The sequence below is a fragment of the Prauserella rugosa genome (assembly GCF_000719975.1).
Taxonomy (GTDB): domain Bacteria; phylum Actinomycetota; class Actinomycetes; order Mycobacteriales; family Pseudonocardiaceae; genus Prauserella; species Prauserella rugosa.
This window is the reverse complement of sequence record NZ_JOIJ01000037.1, coordinates 1-19,463: the sequence shown is the minus strand read 5'-3', so window position 1 is coordinate 19,463 and position 19,463 is coordinate 1. Positions and strand designations below refer to the sequence as shown.

Sequence of the window (19,463 nt, the reverse complement as noted above, 5' to 3'; positions counted from 1 at the left end):
CGCTGGGAACGCCGCACCGACATCCACCACGGGTTCCTCGCGCTCGCCTGCAGCCTCATCACCTGGCGACGACTCCCAAACCGAATGCGTTAGGAGCTCGTAGCGGTCGACTGTGGTCTTGATCGACTCGTGGCCCAGGCGTCGTTGGACCGTGGGCAGGTCGACTCCGGCGGCGACCTGCCATGAGGCGTGGGTGTGTCGCAGGTCGTGCACACGCGGTCTCTTGTTGAGGCGCAGGGCGCGGGGGATCGGGTGGCCGTCCGGGTCTTTCTCGGCGTTGGCCTTCTCCAGCGCGCGGAGCCACACGCGTTCACGGAAGTTGCCGGCGTGATACATGCCCCCGTGGCCGGTGGTGAACATCAGGTTGTCGCCCGCCTTGTCGATCGTCAGGGCGGCAAGCTCGGGAACGATCGAGGGGGCGAGCGAAACCGTGCGTCGTGCTCGCTTGCTTTTCGGCGGTCCCGTGTATGGCCCGTTCGGGCCGCGCTTGCGCGCCTTGCTGACGCGAACCGTTCCGGGGTTGGACAGAAGATCGAAGTCGTCGACGGTGAGAACGATGGCTTCGGACCAGCGGAGGCCGGTAGAGACGAGGAAGCGCACGAAGGTGCGGTGCTCCTCGGGGATGTGTGACTGCAGCAGCGAGAACTCACCATGCGTGAGGAAGATCATCTCTACTGGATCTTCTTGGGGCATACGGATGCCTTTCGCGGGGTTGTCGGCTCGGTACTCGGGTATCGCGGAGTTCAGCGCGGGGGAGAGCACCGAGTAGACGACATTGCGCAGTGTCTTCGGACTAATGGGCTTGGTGTCTTCCTCGTCCGGGGCGACCAGGTGGTTGACCCATTGCTTGACACGGTCTTTGGTCAGCGCGTCGATGGGGATGCCGCCGAGATGTCGCGTGATGTGGTTGCGGGCATCGCGCCGATAGTCGCGCTTGGTGCGGGCTGTGACTCCGGTCAAGTGCTCGATGTGGTGTTCGATGATGTCGGCGACCGTCGGGATGTTGTTGATGATCGCCTGGGCGACGCGTTGGGCATCGGCCAGGCGTTGCCCGTTGGCGTTGAGCAGCTTCTTGAGCCGTTCGGCCTTTGCCTCGTCGTCGAAGGTGAGTGAGTCCTTCTGCTTGGTGTCGGGGTCGCGCCAGCAAACCTTGTAACTCGTGGTGCCGTCCTTGAGTGCGCGCTTCTCGATATGGGCCACTTCACGCCACCCCGTGTCGCGCGGCGAGTGTCAGGAACGCGTCGTCCAAGCGGCTGCTGTGGTTGGGCATGGAGCAAGTGTGCCCTGGCTGTCCGACTTCGAGGGGGCACAAAAAAGCCCCGGAGGGGGCACCTCCGGGGCTTCAACCGCTTGACCTGCAGTTTTGTGGGGTGAGTGACGGGGCTCGAACCCGCGACCTCCTGGACCACAACCAGGTGCTCTACCAGCTGAGCTACACCCACCATGCGAGCCGCCTCAGCGCCTCGGCCGACATATCGTAGCGCGCCGCGTTCGGCCCGTTGCGCGCAGGTCCGGTTACGGCCGTCGGCGCAGGTGCGCGGTCACGCCTGCGCGATCGTCCGTTCCGCGGCGGCCTTCGCTTCGTCGCTGGTCGGGCCGGGGTGCGGCACGAATGCGGTGCTGCGGTAGTAGCGCAACTCCGCGATGGACTCCTTGATGTCGGCCAGCGCGCGGTGGGCGAGGCCCTTCTCCGGCTTCGCGTAGTAGATCCGCGGGTACCAACGGCGCACGAGCTCCTTCACCGACGACACGTCCACCATGCGGTAGTGCAGGTGTGCGTCGAGATCGGGCATGTCGCGGGCGATGTAGCCGCGGTCCGTGCCGATGGAGTTGCCCGCCAGCGGCGCGGTCTGCGCGTCCGGCACGAAGCGCTTGATGTGGTCGAGCACCTGACGCTCGGCCTCGGCCACCGTGATGGTCGATCGGCGGACCTCCTCGGTCAGCCCCGACTTCGCGTGCATCTCGCGCACGACGTCCGGCATGTCGGCCAGCGCATCGTCGTCGGCGTGGATGACGAGGTCGAGTCCCTCGTCGAGGACGTTGAGCTCGGCGTCGGTGATGAGCACGGCGATCTCGATCAGCGCATCCTTCGCGAGATCGAGCCCCGTCATTTCACAGTCGATCCAGACTAGACGATCAGTCACCCGGTCACACTAACGCGCCTGCCCGCTGCCGGTGCGTCACGTGCCGTTTTCGTCGGGTCAGGCTTTCGGTGGGTACTTCGCCTGCGATGCCGGTGGACCGTTCGCGCTGCCGCCGAGCGGAGCGAAGTCGACAGTCGTGGCGGCGCTCCTGGGAAAACGTCCGCCGGTCCTGCCTTCGCCGTACCGCCGGCCCGTCCATCGCTCTAACGTTCGAATCGGCATCAAAGCCGTAGGGACGGCCCGGCGACGCGCCGGCCGCGCAATGAGGGGGAAGCGCCCGTGACACGAACCGATCGGACCGGCCACCCGTGGGTGGACGGCACCAGCAACGACGAGCACTCGGCCAGCGGGGAGCCGTTCTCCGAGCACCGGTCCTGTGGCGGTGCCGGCCACCGTGGACCGTTGCCGGCCGGGATCAGCGGGCTTGCCCGGCCGTCTCCGGCAACGCGGGGCGCGCGAGCCGCTCGGGAACGGGCGCTGCGGCACTCCGAAGCACGACGACTGGAACCGGTCGCCGCGGAGGAGTTCGACGTACTGGCCTCGTGCGCCGCGGCGGGCGTGGTCAACCCCGTGTCCGAAGGGTGCTCGCCGGCGCGCGACGAACTGTGGCCCACGTTCCTGCTCGAGGGCACGTGGGAACCGGTGGGACTGCGCGTGCGACGACGGTCGCAGGCCGTGCTGGAGCTGCATGCCTGCGTTCCCGGCGACGGCCTCGAGCGTGCTGTCGCGCAGGCGCGCCGGGTGCTGTCCCTCGGTTGCGACGGTCAGGCGTTCGCCGCGGTGGTAGACCGCGACCCGTGGTTGCGCGGCGTCCGTCGCCGCGCACCCGGCCTGCGGCCGGTCCTGTTCGGCTCCGCCTACGAGGCCGCGTGCTGGGCCGTGGTCTGCCAGGGCCTGCGGACACCGCAGGCGGTCCGCGCCTTCCACCGCCTGGTCGCCCGCCACGGCCGCACCGTCCAGGTGGCGGGCCGTGACCGGACGGTGTGCCCGCCGCCGAGTGAGCTCCGGAGCGTCGCCGCTGCCACGAGACTCTCGGCCGAGAAGCGGCGCAGGCTCGCGGTGATCGCCGCGGCGGCGGAGTCCGGTCTGCTGGACGGGCCCGCGTTGCGGTCCATGGACGGCGCCGACGCCGTCGCACTCGTGCGGCAACTTCCCGGGATCGGCCCCTTCTCCGCGGAACTGATCGTGGCGCGCGGGGCGGGACACCCGGACGTGTTCCCCGCCCATGACCGGTTGCTGTCCCGGCTGATGGTGCAGCTGTACGACGAGCCTCCCGAGGCGGCGGCCGCCGCATGGGCGCCGTATCGGAGCTGGGCGAGCTTCCTGCTGCGCACCGTGGCGGTGCGGGCGGATCGATGGTGGGCCGGATGCGTTGCCGGGCGAGACCATGAAGACGGCGCGGGCGCGTCGCGTGCGGCGCCCGGTCGGGATCGGCGGGAGGGAAGGGGAGTGGTCGCGCAGCGGTGAACGAGGGTGTCACCGGGAGCCGACACCCGTTGTGGTGAGCTGGCGCGGTGCAGGACGGCATCAACGACTTGACGCAGGCTTTCTCCCTCGACGCCACGACGGCGGGAACCATCATCCTGATCAGCGGTGTGGCCACCCTGATCGTGGTGTTGTCGAACGGTCCGTGGCGGTTGGCACGCAACGTGCTCACGATCGTCCACGAGGCAGGACACGCACTGGCCGCACTCCTCGTGGGCAGGAGGTTGCAGGGCATCCGGCTGCATTCGGACACCTCGGGCGTGACCGTGTCCCGGGGCCGTCCCGAAGGTCCGGGCATGGTCCTCACGTCGCTGGCCGGGTATCCGGCGCCCGCTCTGCTCGGCCTGCTGTTCTCGTGGCTGGTCTGGGCCGAGCAACTGTCCGCGGTGCTCGTGATCACGGCGGTGCTGCTGCTGGGCGTGCTGATCCTGATCCGGAACGCCTACGGCGTGTTCTCGATCCTGCTGTCGGCCGCCGTGCTGGCCGCCGTCGCCTGGCTCGCCCCGCCGGGCGTGCAGGCGGTGTTCGTGTACCTGGTCACGTGGTTCCTGATCCTCGGATCGGTGCGGCCGCTGTTCGAGCTTCAGAGCAAGCGCCGACGCGGCGCCGCGCGCGACTCGGACATCGACCAGCTGGCGCGGCTCACCGGACTGCCCGCGGCCATCTGGCTGCTCGTGCTGGGCGTGCTCATCGTCGGCTGTGCCGTCGTCGGCGGCATGCTGCTCGTCGACCCCGCCGTCGGCGGGCCGCTGTAGCGACGCGAGCCGTGCCGGCCGTCGGCGCGCCCCGGCCGTGCGGCACACTGGGAGGTCGACACCGTCGACGTCGCAGGCAGGACGTGGCGGGTGAGAGGACGGGCGGAAACGCGCCCGCGTGAGCAGGAAAGGGCTCGGGCTGTGACGGACGAGGTCGCCAAGGCTGTCGAAGAGTGCGCGCGTGCGGCGAAGCACGCGGCGCCGTCGTTGGCGACCGCGGCGGACACGGCGATCGACGCGGCCCTGAACGCCATGGCCGACCGGCTGCTGACGCACCGGGAGGAGATCCTGGCCGCCAACGAGGCCGACGTCGCACGTTCGCGCGCCGACGGCATGAGCGCGGGCCTGCTCGACCGCCTCACCATCACCGAGGAGCGGCTGACCGGCATGGCCGACCAGCTCCGCCTCCTGGCGCGTGCCCCGCACCAGGAGCGCTCCGCGGACGTGTCCACTCTCGACGGTGGCCTGAAACTCGTCGAGCGGCGCAGGCCCGTCGGCGTCATCGGGGCCAACTACGAGGCGCGGCCCAACGTGACCGTGGACGTCGCCTCGCAACTGGTGAAGTCCCGCAACGCGGGCGTGCTGCGCACCGGCGCGGCCGCACTCGGGTCGGCACAGCGGCTGATCGAGGTCGTCGTCGCCCCGGCGCTGACCGAGGCCGGGATCGACCCCGCCGCGGTGCAGCTCGTGCCCCGTACCGAACGGGAGGCGGCGGCCGCGCTCGTCCGGTTGCCGGACCTGGTGCCGCTGGTCATCCTGCGCGGAAGCGGGGACAGCACGCGTGCGCTCGCGAGGGAGGGCGCCACACACGGCGTACGCACGCTCGCGCACGCCGACGGCGGTGGCGTGCTGTACGTCGACGAGGCTGCGGACGCCGACACGGTCGCCTCGCTCGTGCGTGGCAGCCTCGACCGGCTGGGCGTGTGCAACCGGCTCAACCTGCTGCTGGTGCACACGGCCGTCCACGACCGGCTGTGGCCGATCATCGCCGAGGCGCTCGACGGGCGTGACGTCACGCCGTCGCTGGCTCCCCACGACCACGCGCTCGGCTACGAATGGGCGCTCGACTCCGACCGGGAGGCCACGGTCACCGTGGCGACGGTCGGCAGCCTCACCGAGGCCGTGACCATCGCCAACGAGCAGACCTCCGGCCTGGCCGCAGGTATCGCCACCGAGGACAGCGCGGCCGCGGAGGCGTTCTTCGACGCCTATCAGGGCACCGGCGTATTCTGGAACGCGCCGACACGTCTGCTGGACGGCTTCAAGCTGCTCGGCGTCCCCGAGACCGGCATCAACCTGGACCGCGTCCCCGGTCCGCGCGGCCCGGTCACCTACACCGACCTGTACGTCCGTCAGTACGCGGTGCTGCCGGCGTCGCGGTGAGCGCACGTCCCACCGTTCGGCGGATACGGCCGGTGGTTACCCCTGTCGGGGATGTCACGGCCGTGACGTCGCCGCACACTTCCCCGGATCAGGAAGGTCCACCACTGTGAATGACACCGCCACCGGCGGCACGCCCGACGACGACACCCCGTCGGAAGGCACCCTCGAACTCGAAGACCGCACCCCGGCCCCGCAGGCCGGTGACACCGACGACTCCAGTGACACCGGCGATGCCGGTGACGCCGGAGACGCGGACGAATCCGACGAAGCCGACGAAGCCGACGAGGCGGGCGTGACGTTCGCCGACCTCGACCTGCGCCCCGAACTGCTCGGCGCGCTCTCGGCACTCGGCTACGAAGAGCCCACGCCCATCCAGCGGGAGGCCATCCCGCCGGTTCTCGACGGGCGCGACCTCGTCGGCCAAGCCGCCACCGGCACGGGCAAGACCGCCGCGTTCGCCCTGCCCATCCTCACGCGCATCACCGGACACGGGAAGGGCGAGAACCCGAAGGCGCTCGTGCTGACCCCGACCAGGGAGCTTGCCGTCCAGGTGTCCGAGGCGATGCACCGCTACGGCAGCGACCTGGGCACCCGCGTACTGCCGATCTACGGCGGCCAGCCGATCGGCAGGCAGCTCAAGGCGCTCGAACGCGGCGTCGACGTCGTGATCGCCACGCCGGGGCGCGCGCTCGACCACCTCTCGCGCGGCACGCTGTCGCTCGGCGAGCTCAGCATGGTCGTGCTGGACGAGGCCGACGAGATGCTCGACATGGGCTTTGCCGAGGACATCGAGGCGATCTTCGCCGAGATGCCGGCCGAACGGCAGACCATGCTGTTCTCCGCGACGATGCCGCCCCGGATCAACGGTCTGATCAAGCAGTACCTGACCGACCCGGCGCGGATCTCGGTCGGCAGGGAACGTACGTCGGGCGGCGCCGAATCGCCCATCACGCAGACGGCCTACGTGGTGCCGCGTGGACACAAGCCGGCCGCGCTCGGCCGCGTCCTGGACGTCGAATCACCCGCCGCGGCCATCGTGTTCTGCCGTACCCGCGACGAGGTGGACTCGCTCACCGAGACCCTCAACGGCCGCGGCTACCGCGCCGAGCCGCTGCACGGTGGCATGAACCAGCTGCAGCGCGACCGGGTCGTCGAACGACTCCGCGGTTCCAGTGCCGATCTGGTCGTCGCCACCGACGTCGCCGCGCGTGGTCTCGACATCGATCAGCTGACCCACGTGGTCAACTACAACGTGCCGAGCGCGCCCGAGTCGTACACGCACCGCATCGGCCGCGTGGGCCGTGCCGGGCGTGAGGGGACGGCGATCACGCTCGCCGAGCCGCGCGAACACCGCATGCTCAAGACCATCGAGCGCGTCACCGGCCACAAGATCGCGGTCAAGAAGCTGCCGACGATTGCGGACCTGCGGGCCCAGCGCCTCGAGCAGACGCGGGCCTCGCTCACCGAGGCGCTGCAGGACACCTCCGACCTGGACCGCTTCCGTTCGGTCGTCGAGCCGCTCGCCGACGAGTACGACGTCGTGGAGATCGCGCTCGCCGCCGTGAAGCTCGCCCACGAAGCGGGTGGAACGGTCACCGAGGAGGAAGAGATCCCCGAGGTGAAGGCGTGGCCGCCGGCGGACGGCAAGCGCGGTGGTAAGCGCGACGGTGCCCCGGGCGGCGGACGCGGACCCAAGGGTGGCCGGGCCGTCGGCCCCGGCATGACCCGTCTGTTCGTCGGGGTCGGGCGCACGTCCGGGGTTCGGCCGCAGGACCTCGTCGGCGCGATCGCGGGGGAGTCGCGGCTGCGTGGCCGCGACATCGGCGCCATCGACATCGCCGACCGGTTCTCGCTCGTCGACGTGCCCTCCGGTGCGGCCGACGACGTGATCGCCGCGTTGAAGGGCACGAGCATCAAGGGTCGCAAGGCCACCGTGCGGCGCGAGCGGTACCAGAAGAAGTAGGTCCGGCAGGGCCTCAGTCGGTCCGCTCGTCCGGTTCGGACGCCGGCTTGCTGAGGCCCAACAGCTCCGCCGCCAGCTGCTGGCCGCTCTGGGTTCGGCGGGATTCGCGGCCGGCGCGGCGCAGCACGGCGGGGCGGAGCCTGCTGTACCCGCGCACGGACGTCGCCCTGCGCGCGCGGACCTCGTACTCGGACAGCCCGGCGAGTTCGCGCGCGAGCTCGCGGTCCACGAGCACGGTGCCCGGCCGGGCCAGTGAGGTCAGCCGGCTCGCGACGTTCACGACCGAGCCGTAGACGTCGCCGAACCGGCCCAGCACCCGGCCACTGGCCATCCCCGCGCGCACGTCGGGCAGTTCCTCGTCCTCGGCGGAGCGTTCGGCGAGGGTCAATGCGATCTCGGCGGCGTCGGCCGGGTCGTCGCAGACGAACAGCACCTCGTCGCCGATCATCTTCACGATGCGGCCGTGGCGTTCGGCGATGACATCGGAAGCCAGGGTCTCGAAGCGTTCCAGGACGGCGCTGAGCTCGGCCTCGTTGACCCGCCGTGTCATGCGGGTGTAGCCGACCATGTCGACGAACCCGACGACCTCGGTGCGGGAGTCCGGTTCCTCGTCGGCGGCGGTGAGCAGCCGGTCGGAGTAGGCCGCGAGGTGCCGCCGCCAGACGAAGTTCTGCACCCGTTCCAGTTCGGGCAGTACCTGTTGTACGAGCTTGCCGATCCGCTGTTCGTCGCCTGCCAACTTCGGGTTGTCGGCCACGAGCGACCACAGCAGGTCGGCCTGCCACTCGGCCAGCCGCGACAGGTGCAGGCCCACGGCGCGGGCGACCGACGTCTCGAGCTCCTCGTCGAGCAACCCGGCAGCGACCAACCGGTCGACGATGCGCACGGCCTCGACGTCGGCGTCGGTGAAGACCACCTCGTCGTCGTCGGCCGTGGCCAACCCCAGTGCCCGCCAGAGGCGTTTAGTCCGTTCCGGAGCGACCCCGGCCCGTTCGGCGACCTGCAGTCGCGTGTACTTGCGCTTGCCGTCGAGGAGGATCCGCTCGAGCCGGCGCGCGAGCGCTTCGTCCACCGCCGGCGCCTACGTGGTGTGCACGATGAGCACGTCGATGCCGGATTTTCGGGCCACCTCGGACGGCACGGAGCCGAGGATGCGCCCCGCCAGCGTGTTGAGCCCGCGGTTGCCGACGACCAGCAGGTCGGCGCGCCGCTCCTGGGCGGTGCTGCGCAGCACGTCGACCGCCTCGCCCTTGATGGCGAGCGTCTCGATGTTCTGCGCACCGGCCTTCGCCGCACGATCCCGCGCCGACAGCAGCGTGTCCTCGGCCGGTGCGGAACCGACCACCTGGTACGCCTCGTCGCCGAGTTCGTCCTGGGCGCGTTCGACCTCGTCCTTGCTCGCCGGGAAATAGGCGCACACGATCACGAGGGCCGCGCCGGAGTCGCCCGCCACGGCGGCGGCGCGGTCCACGGCGGCGAAGGACGAGTCGGAACCGTCCGTGCCGACGACGACGGTCTGGTAAGCGGCCATGCTTATCGGTCCTCCAGCGGGCTCAGCCAACCTCGGTTCGCCGAACAGTAGCGGGTCCCGTCAGCAGAGGCCACACATACCTACTCGCGAGTCGGTTCCGATCCGGTCGCGGCTCCCGCGTGCGCCTTCTGCCCGTTGCGCTTGGCCACGTCGTTCCCGGCCGCGTCGGCGGAGTCCTGCCTGCCCTCCATGGCGGCGTCGACCTGAGCCAACATCGACTTCGCCGACACGACCTGGTCCGCGACCTTGTGCCGCAGTGTGCGCAGCGCCTCGACCTTGCTCTTGGCGTCGGTGACCCGCCGCTTGGCGATCTCGGTCGCCTCGCGCACGCGCCGGTTCGCCTCCTCGGTCGCCTCGCGCACCCGGCGGTTGGCCTCGTCCGTCGCCTCGGCCACCCGCGCGTTCGCCTCGCTGATCGAGTTCTGCTTGCGCCGGTTGGCGTCCTCGACCGACTCCCGCTGGCGGCGTTCGATGTCGGCCTTCGCCTTCGCCTGCTCGTCGGCGACCTCGGCACGGATGGCCGCGGCCTCCTCGGTGGCTTCGCGCACGCGGCGTTCGGCCTCGGCCTTGCTGGCCGCCTCCTGCTCGGCCAGCTCGCGCATCGCCTCGGTGCGCCGAGTGGCCATCGCGATCTCGAAGTCCTCTTCGACCTTCGTGCGATGCTGCTCGGCCTCGGCGTCGAGCCGGTCGCGCTCCTCCTTGGCCTTGGTGAGGATCGACTCCGCCTCCGCGCGGGCGTCGGCGATCACCTTGCGGTGCTCGGCCTCCATCTCGCGGCGGCGCTCGGCGAGCTCGGTGAGGAGTTGTTCGTACCGCGCCCGCATCGCGCTGGCGTCGGCCTCGGCCTTGGCGCGGATGTGGCCGGCCTCGGCCTCGGCGCGCGCCTGCGTGTCGGCGGCTTCCTCCTGCGCGAGCCGCAGCATGCGCTGGAGACGTTCCGAGAGCCCCTCGATGGTCGTCGGCGGCTGGGCGAGCCGTTCGACCTGACCGCGGAGATCGTCGATCTCGATGCGGGCCGACTCGAGTTGCTTCGCCAGGTCGCCCGCCTGCGAGATGGCCGCGTCCCGGTCGGACGTGAGCATGCGGAGGTCGGCGTCCAGCCGCTCGAGATGTTCGTCGACCTGTGCCCGGCTGTATCCGCGCTTCTCGAAGTCGAAGCCGGCACCCAGCGGCACGAGCTCCCGTTCGTCGCCAAGGCTCATGACACCACCCTAACCGCACGCGTTCCCCGCACGCCGCCGAATGCGGTTGTGGCGCCGTGGCGTTTCACAAGGGGTTCACGGCCCGGCCCGTGGCGGGGTCGTCGGAGAGGTGCGCGCATGCGGCGTGTGCAGGGTGAACGCGGGACGTTCGGACCTGCTCGACGTCGATTGACCGGGCGGCCAACCAAGCGCATTCTGGACGCGGGGAACGCCCGGCAGCGGCGGTCCCCGGCGGTGGGCACACCGACGTGCTCGCCGTGGGCCGACCTCTTGGAGGTGATCACGATGACCGGACCGTCGACCAATCCGGTGCGTCCGTGGACCCGGCCGCACGACTGGGCCGAAGTGGTACTCGGTGCGGTGTTGGCCCTGTCGCCGATATGGCTCAGCACCGACACCGCCGCCGCGTGGACCATGGTGGTGCTCGGCGCCCTCATCGCCATCGACGGGCTCGTCTCGCTCGCGATGCCCGGCATGATCGTCGGTGAGGGAATCCAGGTGGTGCTCGGTGCCCTCGCATTCCTGTCGCCGTGGGTGATGGGCTACACGGGATTCATGGGCGCCGCATGGACGTCCTGGATCATCGGCGGACTGACCGTGCTCGTCGGCGCGGCAGCGGTACCGGTGGCCAGCGCGGCACATCGGATGGCCGGTCAGCACTGAGTCCGGCCCCGCGGGTGACGGGCAGGGCGACGACGCGCACGGCGTGCCCGACAACGCCGTGCGCGGTTCCACGCCCCGTACCGGATTCGCGCCGCCCTTGACGACGGTTCTGCCGCCGCCTCCGACGCCGCTTCCCACCCCGCCTCTGACTGACGCCGGTCCGAGAGTTCGCCCCGACGAGGACACCCATGCCACGCCGTGCCGCCACCCCGAGCGAGCCAGCCGACGGCTCCGAGCCGTCCGACGACACCGATCCCGACGGACTCGGAACCCGATCCGAGTGCGCGCAGCCGTCCTCGGCGCGCGAGCGCATCCTGTCGGCGGCCGAGGAACTGTTCGCCGAGCACGGGTTCGACGCCACTCCCACCTCGCGTATCGCCGCACGAGCGGGCGTGCCCAAAGGTCTGGTCCACTACTACTTCCGCCGCAAGACCGACCTGTTGGCGGCACTCGTGGAGCGGCTTCCAGACGAGCATGTCGAGGCCGATCGCGTGGTCGTGCGGGGAGACATCGCCGAGAGTCTGCGCAGGCTCGTCGCCGAACTCGACCGCAGGCTCGCCGGATCACGCGTCCTGTCCCACCTGCTGTGGCGGGAGGCCGACACCCACCGCGCCGTCGCCGCCGCGTTGCAGGAGCGCTACGACACGCTGGTCACGCAGGTTCGCGCGGTCATCCTCGCGGCAGCGGGAGCGGGCACGCTCGCCACCGCCGACGTCGACAGTGCCGCGGGCTTGCTCGCACTCGCCGTCAGTTATCGGCACGCCACGGCGCGCCATGACGGAGGGCCGCACGACGAGATGGACCGCCAGCTGACGTTCCTCGCCGGCGCACTGACGTCCCGGTGAGGCGTCCTCGTCAGGCGGGCTGCACCAGTTCGACCAGCACCCCGCCGGCGTCCTTCGGGTGGACGAAGTTGACCCGGCTGCCCGCGGTGCCGCGCTTGGCCTCGGGATACAACATGCGCAGCCCCTTCGAGCGCAACGACTCGGCCGCCGCCTCGACGTCCGTCACGCGGTAGGCCAGTTGTTGCAGGCCGGGACCCTTGGTGTCGAGGAACTTGGCGATGGTGGAGTCCGCGCGCAGCGGGGCGAGCAGCTGCACGGCGGGTCCGCCCTCGTCGCCGGGCGCGTGCAGCATGGCCTCACGCACGCCCTGCTCCTCGTTGACCTCCACGTGGCTGGCCTCGAGACCGAACGTGTCGGCGTAGAAGGCGATCGCCTCGTCCAGGTCGGCCACGGCGACGCCCACGTGGTCGACGGTCGTGATGAACGGCGTCAGCGCCGCGGTTGCCTGCTGCATAGCGGCAGGATAGGCCGGTGGCGCGGGGCTCGGGGGTGCGCTTGTTCACATCGCGGTGCGCGCCTCACGGCGGGGGCCGGACGGTGCCGGAGCGGTATCGTCTTCGCGGGAGCGCCGCACGTGCAGGCGGGGCAGCGTCGTCAACGCTTGGAGGAAGAGAAGTGTCCGGTTCCGTGATCCTGGGTGCGGCCCGCACACCGATCGGTCGGTTGCTCGGCTCGTTGAAGGACTTCTCGGGTGCTCAGCTCGGTGGCGTCGCCATCAAGGCCGCGCTCGAGCAGGCCGGAGTCGCACCGGAGAAGGTGCAGTACACGATCATGGGCCAGGTCCTGACCGCCGGCGCGGGCCAGATCCCCGCGCGGCAGGCCGCCGTGGCGGCGGGAATCCCGATGGACGTGCCCGCGCTCTCGATCAACAAGGTCTGCCTGTCCGGACTCGACGCGGTGGCGCTGGCCGACCAGCTGGTGCGCGCGGGCGAGTTCGACCTGATCGTCGCGGGCGGACAGGAGTCGATGACGCAGGCTCCGCACCTGCTGCCCAAGTCGCGGTCGGGCTTCAAGTACGGCGACACGACGCTGGTCGACCACATGGCGTTCGACGGTCTGCACTGCGCGTTCGACCAGGTCGCGATGGGGGTGTCGACGGAGAAGTACAACGCGCGCTACGGCCTGACCCGCGAGCAGCAGGACGAGTTCGCCGCGCGATCGCACCAGCGTGCGGCGAAGGCCATCGCCGACGACGTGTTCGCCTCCGAGATCGCGCCCGTCGAGGTGCCGCAGCGCAAGGGTGAGCCGGTGGTGTTCGACACCGACGAGGGCGTGCGCGCCGACACGACCGCCGAGTCCCTCGCGAAGTTGCGGCCCTCGTTCGCCGCCGACGGCACGATCACGGCGGGCTCGGCATCGCAGATCTCCGACGGCGCCGCCGCGGTCGTCGTGGCGAGCCGGGAGATGGCCGACAAGCTCGGCATCGCCCCGTTGGCCGAGATCGGTGCGCACGGCGTGGTCGCCGGGCCCGACGCGAGCCTGCACGAGCAGCCGTCCAATGCCATCAACGCCGCCCTCGCCAAGGCGGGACTCGACACCGGCGCACTCGACCTCGTCGAGATCAACGAGGCGTTCGCCGCGGTCGGTCTCGTGTCGAGCGAGAAGCTCGGTCTCGACCCGGAGATCGTGAACGCCAACGGCGGTGCGATCGCGCTCGGCCACCCGATCGGCGCCTCCGGTGCGCGGCTGGCCGTGCACCTGGTGCACGAACTGCGCAGACGCGGCGGAGGTCTCGGTGCCGCCGCGCTGTGCGGTGGCGGTGGCCAGGGCGACGCCCTGCTGATCAACGTCCCGAACTGAGCGACGTTCCCTGCTGAGTCGCATTCCCGGCTGAGTAGCGTTCGCGGCGGGGTTACGCCGGTTCCGGCGCCTCGGTGGGCAACAGCCGTGCGGCGACGTCGTTGATGGCCTCGAGGGACTGCAGCACCAGCGGATGCTCGGCACCGCCCCGGCGCGTCGCGGCGACCACCCGTCGCGCCGGGGCCGGATCGCCGGACAGCGGCACGCGTACGACGGGCCGGTCGTCGTGGAGCCGGGCCAGCCGCGGCACCAGGATCACGCCGAACCGCAGGGCGACCAGCGCCGCTCCCGTGTCCCACTCGTCGGCGTAGTGCGCGATGTTGGGGGAGAAGCCCGCCGCGGTGCACGCCGTGCGCACCAGATCGTGGTAGGCGCTGCCGGGACGTCCGACGATCCAGTGCTCGTCGGCTGCTTCCGCGAGCGTCACGCGGCGGCGCCGGGTGAACGGATGGTCCTCCGGCACGACGAGGTCGAGGGGATCGTCGAGCAGTGGGCGCTGGTCGAAGCGCTCGTCGCCCGTGGGCGGTGTGTCGGCCGTGTTGATGACCAACGCCAGGTCGGCGTCGCCGGCGAGAAGTAGGTCGAAGCATCGCCGTGGCTCGGCTTCGATGACCCGGACGCGCACGTGCGGGTGCCGGTCGCGCAGGGTCGCGGCCACGGGCGGCAGCAGATGCGTCGCGGCCGTCGAGAACCCGCAGACGGTGAACGGGCCGCTGGGTTCGTCCGCCAACGCCGCCAGCTCGGCGTAGGCGCGGGTGGCCTGGGCCGAGAGCGCATCCACGTGCCGCAGCAGGGTGCGGGCCGCGGTCGTCAGCTGAACGCCGCGGCCGTGGGCCTCGATCAGCGGCACGCCGAGTTCGTCCGAGAGCTGTCGCAGTTGGTACGAGACCGCGGACGGGGTGTAGTGCGAGGCCGCCGCGGCTGCCGTGACGGTGCCGTGCTGAGCCACGAGCTGCAGCACGCGCAACTTTGGATCGAGCATGCAATCAGTTTGCACGGTCCTGTGCGGAAACGTTTGATTCCCTTCAGCAGACCGCGTCGGCACGCTGGACGCCGTGATGCGGAGATTGCCAGCTGCTTCCCCTGGTCGTGGCCTGATGCGGGGGTCGGCCGCAGCCACCGGCGCCTACCTGCTCGTCGTGTTGACCTTCGGCGCCTACCTGCCGAGCACGCTGTACCCGGCGTACCAACAGGACTTCGGGGCCGGCGACCTGACAATGACGCTGGTGTACGCCACGTTCGCGCTGGTCAGCGCCCCGGCGCTGGTGCTGTTCGGGCAGGCGGCCGACGTGGTCGGTCCCCGGCCGGTGCTGCGGGGCGCGGTGGTTGTCGCGGCGGCCGGCTCGGCGTCGTTCGTGTTCGCCTCGGACATCGGGTGGCTGGTGGCCGGCCGCGCCGCGCAGGGACTCGCGCTCGGGGCGGCCACGGCGGCGGCGAGTTCACTCACCGCCGTGCACGCCGGCCGCCGGGTCGACGGCGCGGCGCTGGCCGGCATCGCGTTCGTGGGTGGCACCGCGGCGGGACCGGTGGTCGGGGGACTGATGGCGCGGTACGTACCGGCACCCGAGACCGTGCCGTTCGCCGTGCATCTCGTCCTGCTGGCGGTCGGCTGGCGCCTCGTGTCGCGGCTCGGCACCACGGCGTCCGGGATGACCGTGGCACCCGTCGGCGCGCCGCACCGGGCGTGGCGTCCCACGGTCCCGCGGATTCCGCGGGCGATCCGGCGTCTGTTCGTATCCGCTGCGGTCACGGGTTTTCTCGCCTGGACGGTCGCTGGGTTGTTCCTCGCGATCATTCCCACGTTGCTCGAGCGCTCCGGGCCCGCCGACCCCGCGGTCACCGGGGCGATCCTGGGTTCGGTGCTGCTCTGCTCGGTGGCCACGCAACCCCTCGTCGGCAGGGTGGGCGTGCGTGGTGCGCAGATCGCCGGGGCCGCGGCGTTGTTGACGAGCCTGGTGGTGCTGGCGGTGAACGCTGGCGGTTCGACGGCCACGACACTCGCCGCGGCCGTGATCGCGGGCGTGGGCCACGGGCTGGCCTACGGCGGTGCGTCGGCTGCGGTGGACGCCGTCGCACCCGTCGCGCACAAGGGTGCGATCACCGGAGCCCTGCACGTGGCGTTCTACCTCGGGTCCGGGTGTCCAGCCGTGGTGGTCGGCCTGATCACGCTCGTACACCCGCTGCCGACGGCAACGTCGTGGGTGGCCGCGGCAGCCGCGATAGGGACCGTCGGGGCGGCGGCGTCCGTGGTCGCGATGCAGCGGCCCGCAACAGCTCCCGAGGGCCCCATAGTTGCGTTCAACGCAACTATGGGGCCCTCGGGAGCAACACGTGGCGTACGCCGTGCACTGCCCGAGCGTGTGGAGGGCCGGTGTCCCGCGGCTGGCGCGCCACGGACGTTGCTGTCGGCGGGCGCTCAGGCCGGGGGACGGCAGCGGATGACGGTGACGTCGCCGGACAGTTCCAGCTCGCCGGCTCCGTAGGGCACGACGACCGTGTCTCCCCGCGAGACGGGGACGGCGGCGCGCTCGGAGGCGAGTGCGCCACCGCCGTCGACGACCACGAGGACGGCGAACGACGGGGCCAACGTCGTCGTGGGCCGCGGGCGTAGGCGGTCGGCGCGGAAGAACCCGTCGGCGGGTGCTGCCAGCAGCTCGGCCGCGGTGTCCGGCTCCCCGGTGTGCCGGACGAGCGTGGAGAGCCGCTCCGCGTCCCAACCCGAGGTGTCGAGCACCTGCAACGCCGTGTCGAAGCCGATGCCGAGATGTCCCTTCTCCGGCGAATCCAGGAAGTCGCGCCACTCCATCGTCAGGGAGAAGTCGGTCGGCTGCTGCAGCTCGACGACGAACACACCCGCGCCGATGGCGTGCGGCAGCCCGGCCGGGATGACGACGGTGTCGCCCGGCGCGACCGGTACCGCGTTGAGGGCCTCGAGCATGGACGGCGCGTCCTGGTCGCGCACCCAGTCCCGCACCGTGTCCGGGGACTGCGTCTCACGGAATCCCGTGTAGACGGTCGGATCCTCGCTGCTGGTACCGACGACGATCCACGCCTCGGTCTTGCCGAAGTGCGAGTCGAAATGGGCGCGGGCGAACCGGTCGTCGGGGTGGAAGTGCACGGGCAGGCGCTGCCCGGCGTCGAGAAGTTTCACCAGCAGCGCCGTGGAGTCGCCGAACCTGCGCAGATGCGCATCGCCCAACCACCCGCGCGGATCGTCACACACCGCGTCCCGGAGCCATCGCCCGTCGGGCAGTCGGCTCAGCCCGTCGGTGTCGCTCGCGAACATGCTGGTGGTGGAGGCGACCCAGTCCTCGGGGCCGTACTCCCGGGCGTCCCCGCCACGAAGGTCGGCGATGGCCGCCCCGCCACGGTAGAACTGGGGCGGCTGGTTCGCGGGCAGAATGATCGGTTCGAGTGGCACGGCCAGTACTGTAGGGCAGGCCGCGCGCTCAGCCCCAGACCTTCGCCGCGGTTTCCACGATCAGCTCGAGTTTGCGAATCTCCTGCTCCTCACTGAGGTCGTTGCCCTCCTCGGTGGAGGAGAAACCGCACTGCGGAGACAGGCACAACTGGTCCACGTCGACGTACTTCGACGCCTCCTCGATGCGCCGCTGCAGGTCCTCCACCGACTCCAACTCGCCACGTTTCGTCGTGACCAGGCCGAGCACGACGTACTTACCCTTCGGCACGTACCGCAGCGGTGCGAAACCACCGGACCGCTCGTCGTCGAACTCGAGGAAGTAACCGTCCACATTGAGCTCGTTGAACAGCGCCTCCGCCACGAAGTCGTAGCCGCCCTCCGCGACCCACGACGACCGGAAGTTGCCGCGGCACAGGTGCGTCGTGATCGCCATGCCCTCGGGCTTGGCGGCGATCGCCGCGTTCATCGTCCGGATGTTGCGCAGATGCAGGGTCTGCGGATCGAAGCCCATCTCGGCCACCAGCTCACGCTGGGTCGGGTCGTTGAGGTAGGCCAGGCTCGTGTCGTCGAGCTGCAGGTACGTGCAGCCGCGCGCGCCGATCTCGGCGATCTGCTTCGCGTACGCCGCGCCCAGGTCGTCGAAGAAGTCGTCCAGGTTCGGGTAGACACTCTCGTCGACGGACGCCCTGCCCCCGCGGTAGTACACCATGCTCGGGGAGGGGATCGTCAGCTTCGGCGTCACGGCCGGCCCCGAGCCGGTGGAGTTCCCATCGTCCACAACGGACTTCAAGTAGTCGAAGTGGTCGCCGAAGATCGTGCGACTCAGCCCCACCTTGCCGTCGACCGTCAGTCCCGACGGGCTGAACTCCAACTCCCCGTCCGCATTACGGAACTTCACCTGCAACTTCTCGTCGCTCTTCGACACACCGTCGAGCTGATAGATGAAGTCCATGTGCCACGACGCACGCCGGAACTCACCGTCCGTCGCCGACCTCAGCCCCACCCGGCGTTGCATGTCCACCACCGAACGGATCGCCTCGTCCTCCACGGCCTTCAGCTCGTCCGCGGTGATCGCACCCTGCGCGGCCTTTTCGCGCGCTTTGTGCAGTTCCGGCGGCCGCAGAAGGCTGCCGACGTGGTCTGCGCGGAACGGCGGTGTCTGACGCTGACTCATACCCGAATCGTCACATACGCATATCCGGTCATCAATGCGTCAGCTGTGTGGTTCTTCCGGGTGCGGGGTGGGGGAGCTGGTCCGGTGGTGGGGTTGGTGGTGTCTGGGGGTGGTTGGGGTCGTTTCATCTCGTGTTGATTTGGTGGGGGATTCGGTGGGCGTATCGCTTCGGTTGCTGATTTGGTGAGTGCGGTTTGCCGTGGGGGTTTTCGTCTCGGTGGGTGCGGTTTGTTGTCGGGGTTTTTCGTCTCGGTGGGTGCGGTTTCACTTGTGGGTTTTTCGCCTCGCCGGCTGGGCAGGTCTCTGGGATGGCGTTTTTCCGCTTCGCTTTATCCTGTCGAACCTGGCTTTTTGTTTATCACGCTGCAGGCAGGGCGCAAGGTTGGGGTTTGGGTGTTCCGTTGGGGTGGGTTGTTGCGCCCTGCCTGCAGCGTGATGGGGTTTGGCCAGGTCGACGGGATGGCGCTTCGCTTACCGGGGGCGACTCTATTGGATGATGGTTGGTCGTCCACTTGTTCGGTATCGTTTTAAGCGTGGATGAGCATGGGGGATTTTCTACGATCGCCGCTGAATTAAGGTCGCGGCGGGCTCGGGTTGATGCTGACGAGATGACGTTTCTCGCCTCGCTGGCTTCTGACGAGCTGGAGTGGCGGGGGCTTGCTGAGGAGTTGGCTCCGGAACTTCGTGTCTCGCCTGTCGAGGTGGAGAAGCGGATCCGCAACGCCGTCGACTTGAGTCAGCGGATGCCTCGGGTGTTGGAAGCGATGCACGATGGTCAGGTCGAGCTGTATGGAGCCCGACGGGTCCTTGCCGTGACGGAGCCGCTGTCCGATGAGCATGCCCGGCAGGTGGATGCGTTGTTGAGCGACAAGCTCGCCTCGGCTCCCGCCACCTCATGGCAGCCACGCAACCTGGCTCAGCACGCGGCGCGACTGGTCGAGAAGGTCGACCCGGGTGGGCAAGCGGAGTGGGCTCGGATGGCCCGGGCTGGGCGGCGCGTGGAGCTTGATCACGGGCCCAACGCGCAATCCCGACTCACCGCCGAGCTGCCCTCCGAGGTCGCTTCCGCCTGCTATGCCCGTGTTGATGCGATGGCA

At 70.2% G+C, this 19,463-nt stretch carries 18 protein-coding genes and 1 tRNA gene; 9 read left to right on the top strand and 10 right to left on the bottom strand.

The window, feature by feature from the left end; genetic code table 11:
- The 3 genes from IF64_RS0124420 to orn form a co-directional block, all read right to left on the bottom strand.
- Positions 1-1,200, bottom strand: a 1,200-nt coding sequence (locus IF64_RS0124420) for a tyrosine-type recombinase/integrase (protein WP_030534523.1), incomplete at its 3' end; no start/stop codon positions are given.
- Between the two features lie 166 nt (positions 1,201-1,366).
- Positions 1,367-1,442 (bottom strand) — tRNA-His (locus IF64_RS0124415).
- Positions 1,443-1,541: 99 nt separating this feature from the next.
- Positions 1,542-2,144 (bottom strand): oligoribonuclease, encoded by a 603-nt coding sequence (gene orn, locus IF64_RS0124410; protein ID WP_030534522.1) that lies wholly within the window; start codon positions 2,142-2,144, stop codon positions 1,542-1,544.
- A gap of 279 nt (positions 2,145-2,423) precedes the next feature.
- Here orn and IF64_RS25770 point away from each other — a divergent pair, with 279 nt between their 5' ends.
- The 4 genes from IF64_RS25770 to IF64_RS0124390 all read left to right on the top strand — a co-directional run bounded on the left by IF64_RS25770 (position 2,424) and on the right by IF64_RS0124390 (position 7,730).
- Positions 2,424-3,611, top strand: a complete 1,188-nt coding sequence (locus IF64_RS25770; protein WP_145600298.1) for a DNA-3-methyladenine glycosylase family protein — start codon at positions 2,424-2,426, stop codon at positions 3,609-3,611.
- A 47-nt stretch (positions 3,612-3,658) separates the two neighbouring features.
- Complete coding sequence (locus IF64_RS0124400) at positions 3,659-4,384, top strand: M50 family metallopeptidase (protein ID WP_084706087.1); 726 nt, start codon at positions 3,659-3,661, stop codon at positions 4,382-4,384.
- Between the two features lie 90 nt (positions 4,385-4,474).
- Positions 4,475-5,767, top strand: coding sequence for an aldehyde dehydrogenase family protein (locus IF64_RS0124395; RefSeq protein WP_084706086.1), 1,293 nt, complete (start codon positions 4,475-4,477; stop codon positions 5,765-5,767).
- A gap of 292 nt (positions 5,768-6,059) precedes the next feature.
- Positions 6,060-7,730, top strand: coding sequence for a DEAD/DEAH box helicase (locus IF64_RS0124390; protein WP_036877836.1), 1,671 nt, complete (start codon positions 6,060-6,062; stop codon positions 7,728-7,730).
- A 13-nt stretch (positions 7,731-7,743) separates the two neighbouring features.
- On the opposite strand, the gene IF64_RS0124385 is transcribed toward IF64_RS0124390, so the two are convergent.
- The 3 genes from IF64_RS0124385 to IF64_RS0124375 all read right to left on the bottom strand — a co-directional run bounded on the left by IF64_RS0124385 (position 7,744) and on the right by IF64_RS0124375 (position 10,463).
- Entirely contained in the window at positions 7,744-8,802 is a 1,059-nt protein-coding gene (locus tag IF64_RS0124385) for an adenylate/guanylate cyclase domain-containing protein (protein WP_051758133.1), read from the bottom strand.
- A gap of 9 nt (positions 8,803-8,811) precedes the next feature.
- Entirely contained in the window at positions 8,812-9,261 is a 450-nt protein-coding gene (locus IF64_RS0124380) for a universal stress protein (RefSeq protein WP_030534516.1), read from the bottom strand.
- Positions 9,262-9,341: 80 nt separating this feature from the next.
- On the bottom strand, positions 9,342-10,463 hold the full coding sequence (locus tag IF64_RS0124375; RefSeq protein ID WP_030534515.1) for a coiled-coil domain-containing protein: 1,122 nt from the start codon (positions 10,461-10,463) through the stop codon (positions 9,342-9,344).
- Between the two features lie 285 nt (positions 10,464-10,748).
- Here IF64_RS0124375 and IF64_RS0124370 point away from each other — a divergent pair, with 285 nt between their 5' ends.
- On the top strand, positions 10,749-11,126 hold the full coding sequence (locus IF64_RS0124370; RefSeq protein WP_030534514.1) for an SPW repeat protein: 378 nt from the start codon (positions 10,749-10,751) through the stop codon (positions 11,124-11,126).
- 188 nt (positions 11,127-11,314) lie between these two features.
- Positions 11,315-11,971 carry a TetR/AcrR family transcriptional regulator gene (locus IF64_RS0124365; RefSeq protein WP_084706084.1) on the top strand — a complete coding sequence of 219 codons (657 nt, stop codon included), beginning with the start codon at positions 11,315-11,317 and terminating at the stop codon, positions 11,969-11,971.
- A 10-nt stretch (positions 11,972-11,981) separates the two neighbouring features.
- Here IF64_RS0124365 and mce read toward each other — a convergent pair whose 3' ends face one another.
- Positions 11,982-12,425 carry a methylmalonyl-CoA epimerase gene (gene mce, locus IF64_RS0124360; RefSeq protein WP_030534512.1) on the bottom strand — a complete coding sequence of 148 codons (444 nt, stop codon included), beginning with the start codon at positions 12,423-12,425 and terminating at the stop codon, positions 11,982-11,984.
- A 161-nt stretch (positions 12,426-12,586) separates the two neighbouring features.
- Here mce and IF64_RS0124355 point away from each other — a divergent pair, with 161 nt between their 5' ends.
- Positions 12,587-13,771, top strand: a complete 1,185-nt coding sequence (locus IF64_RS0124355) for an acetyl-CoA C-acetyltransferase (protein ID WP_030534511.1) — start codon at positions 12,587-12,589, stop codon at positions 13,769-13,771.
- Positions 13,772-13,823: 52 nt separating this feature from the next.
- Here IF64_RS0124355 and IF64_RS0124350 read toward each other — a convergent pair whose 3' ends face one another.
- Positions 13,824-14,753, bottom strand: a complete 930-nt coding sequence (locus IF64_RS0124350; RefSeq protein WP_030534510.1) for a LysR substrate-binding domain-containing protein — start codon at positions 14,751-14,753, stop codon at positions 13,824-13,826.
- Positions 14,754-14,868: 115 nt separating this feature from the next.
- Between IF64_RS0124350 and IF64_RS0124345 the strand changes: the two genes are divergently transcribed.
- Positions 14,869-16,254 (top strand): MFS transporter, encoded by a 1,386-nt coding sequence (locus IF64_RS0124345; protein WP_211252667.1) that lies wholly within the window; start codon positions 14,869-14,871, stop codon positions 16,252-16,254.
- Here IF64_RS0124345 and IF64_RS0124340 read toward each other — a convergent pair.
- Both IF64_RS0124340 and IF64_RS0124335 read right to left on the bottom strand, forming a co-directional pair.
- The gene (locus IF64_RS0124340) at positions 16,188-17,198 is read right to left on the bottom strand and encodes a class I mannose-6-phosphate isomerase (RefSeq protein WP_030534508.1); all 1,011 of its coding nucleotides are present in this window, start codon (positions 17,196-17,198) and stop codon (positions 16,188-16,190) included. The two genes, IF64_RS0124345 and IF64_RS0124340, sit on opposite strands and share 67 nt — an antisense overlap.
- A 22-nt stretch (positions 17,199-17,220) precedes the next feature.
- The gene (locus tag IF64_RS0124335; RefSeq protein ID WP_030534507.1) at positions 17,221-18,366 is read right to left on the bottom strand and encodes a 5-methyltetrahydropteroyltriglutamate--homocysteine S-methyltransferase; all 1,146 of its coding nucleotides are present in this window, start codon (positions 18,364-18,366) and stop codon (positions 17,221-17,223) included.
- Between the two features lie 533 nt (positions 18,367-18,899).
- Here IF64_RS0124335 and IF64_RS0124330 point away from each other — a divergent pair.
- Positions 18,900-19,463: DUF222 domain-containing protein (locus IF64_RS0124330; protein ID WP_169741969.1), on the top strand; the 564-nt coding region annotated here is incomplete at its 3' end.

Excerpts from the sequence above, each read along its gene's own strand:
- IF64_RS0124380 (WP_030534516.1), bottom strand. The coding sequence starts at position 9,261 with ATGGCCGCTTACCAGACCGTCGTCGTCGGCACGGACGGTTCCGACTCG.
- IF64_RS0124375 (WP_030534515.1), bottom strand. The coding sequence starts at position 10,463 with ATGAGCCTTGGCGACGAACGGGAGCTCGTGCCGCTGGGTGCCGGCTTC.
- IF64_RS0124370 (WP_030534514.1), top strand. The coding sequence starts at position 10,749 with ATGACCGGACCGTCGACCAATCCGGTGCGTCCGTGGACCCGGCCGCAC.
- IF64_RS0124365 (WP_084706084.1), top strand. The coding sequence starts at position 11,315 with ATGCCACGCCGTGCCGCCACCCCGAGCGAGCCAGCCGACGGCTCCGAG.
- mce (WP_030534512.1), bottom strand. The coding sequence starts at position 12,425 with ATGCAGCAGGCAACCGCGGCGCTGACGCCGTTCATCACGACCGTCGAC.
- IF64_RS0124350 (WP_030534510.1), bottom strand. The coding sequence starts at position 14,753 with ATGCTCGATCCAAAGTTGCGCGTGCTGCAGCTCGTGGCTCAGCACGGC.
- IF64_RS0124345 (WP_211252667.1), top strand. The coding sequence starts at position 14,869 with ATGCGGGGGTCGGCCGCAGCCACCGGCGCCTACCTGCTCGTCGTGTTG.
- IF64_RS0124335 (WP_030534507.1), bottom strand. The coding sequence starts at position 18,366 with ATGAGTCAGCGTCAGACACCGCCGTTCCGCGCAGACCACGTCGGCAGC.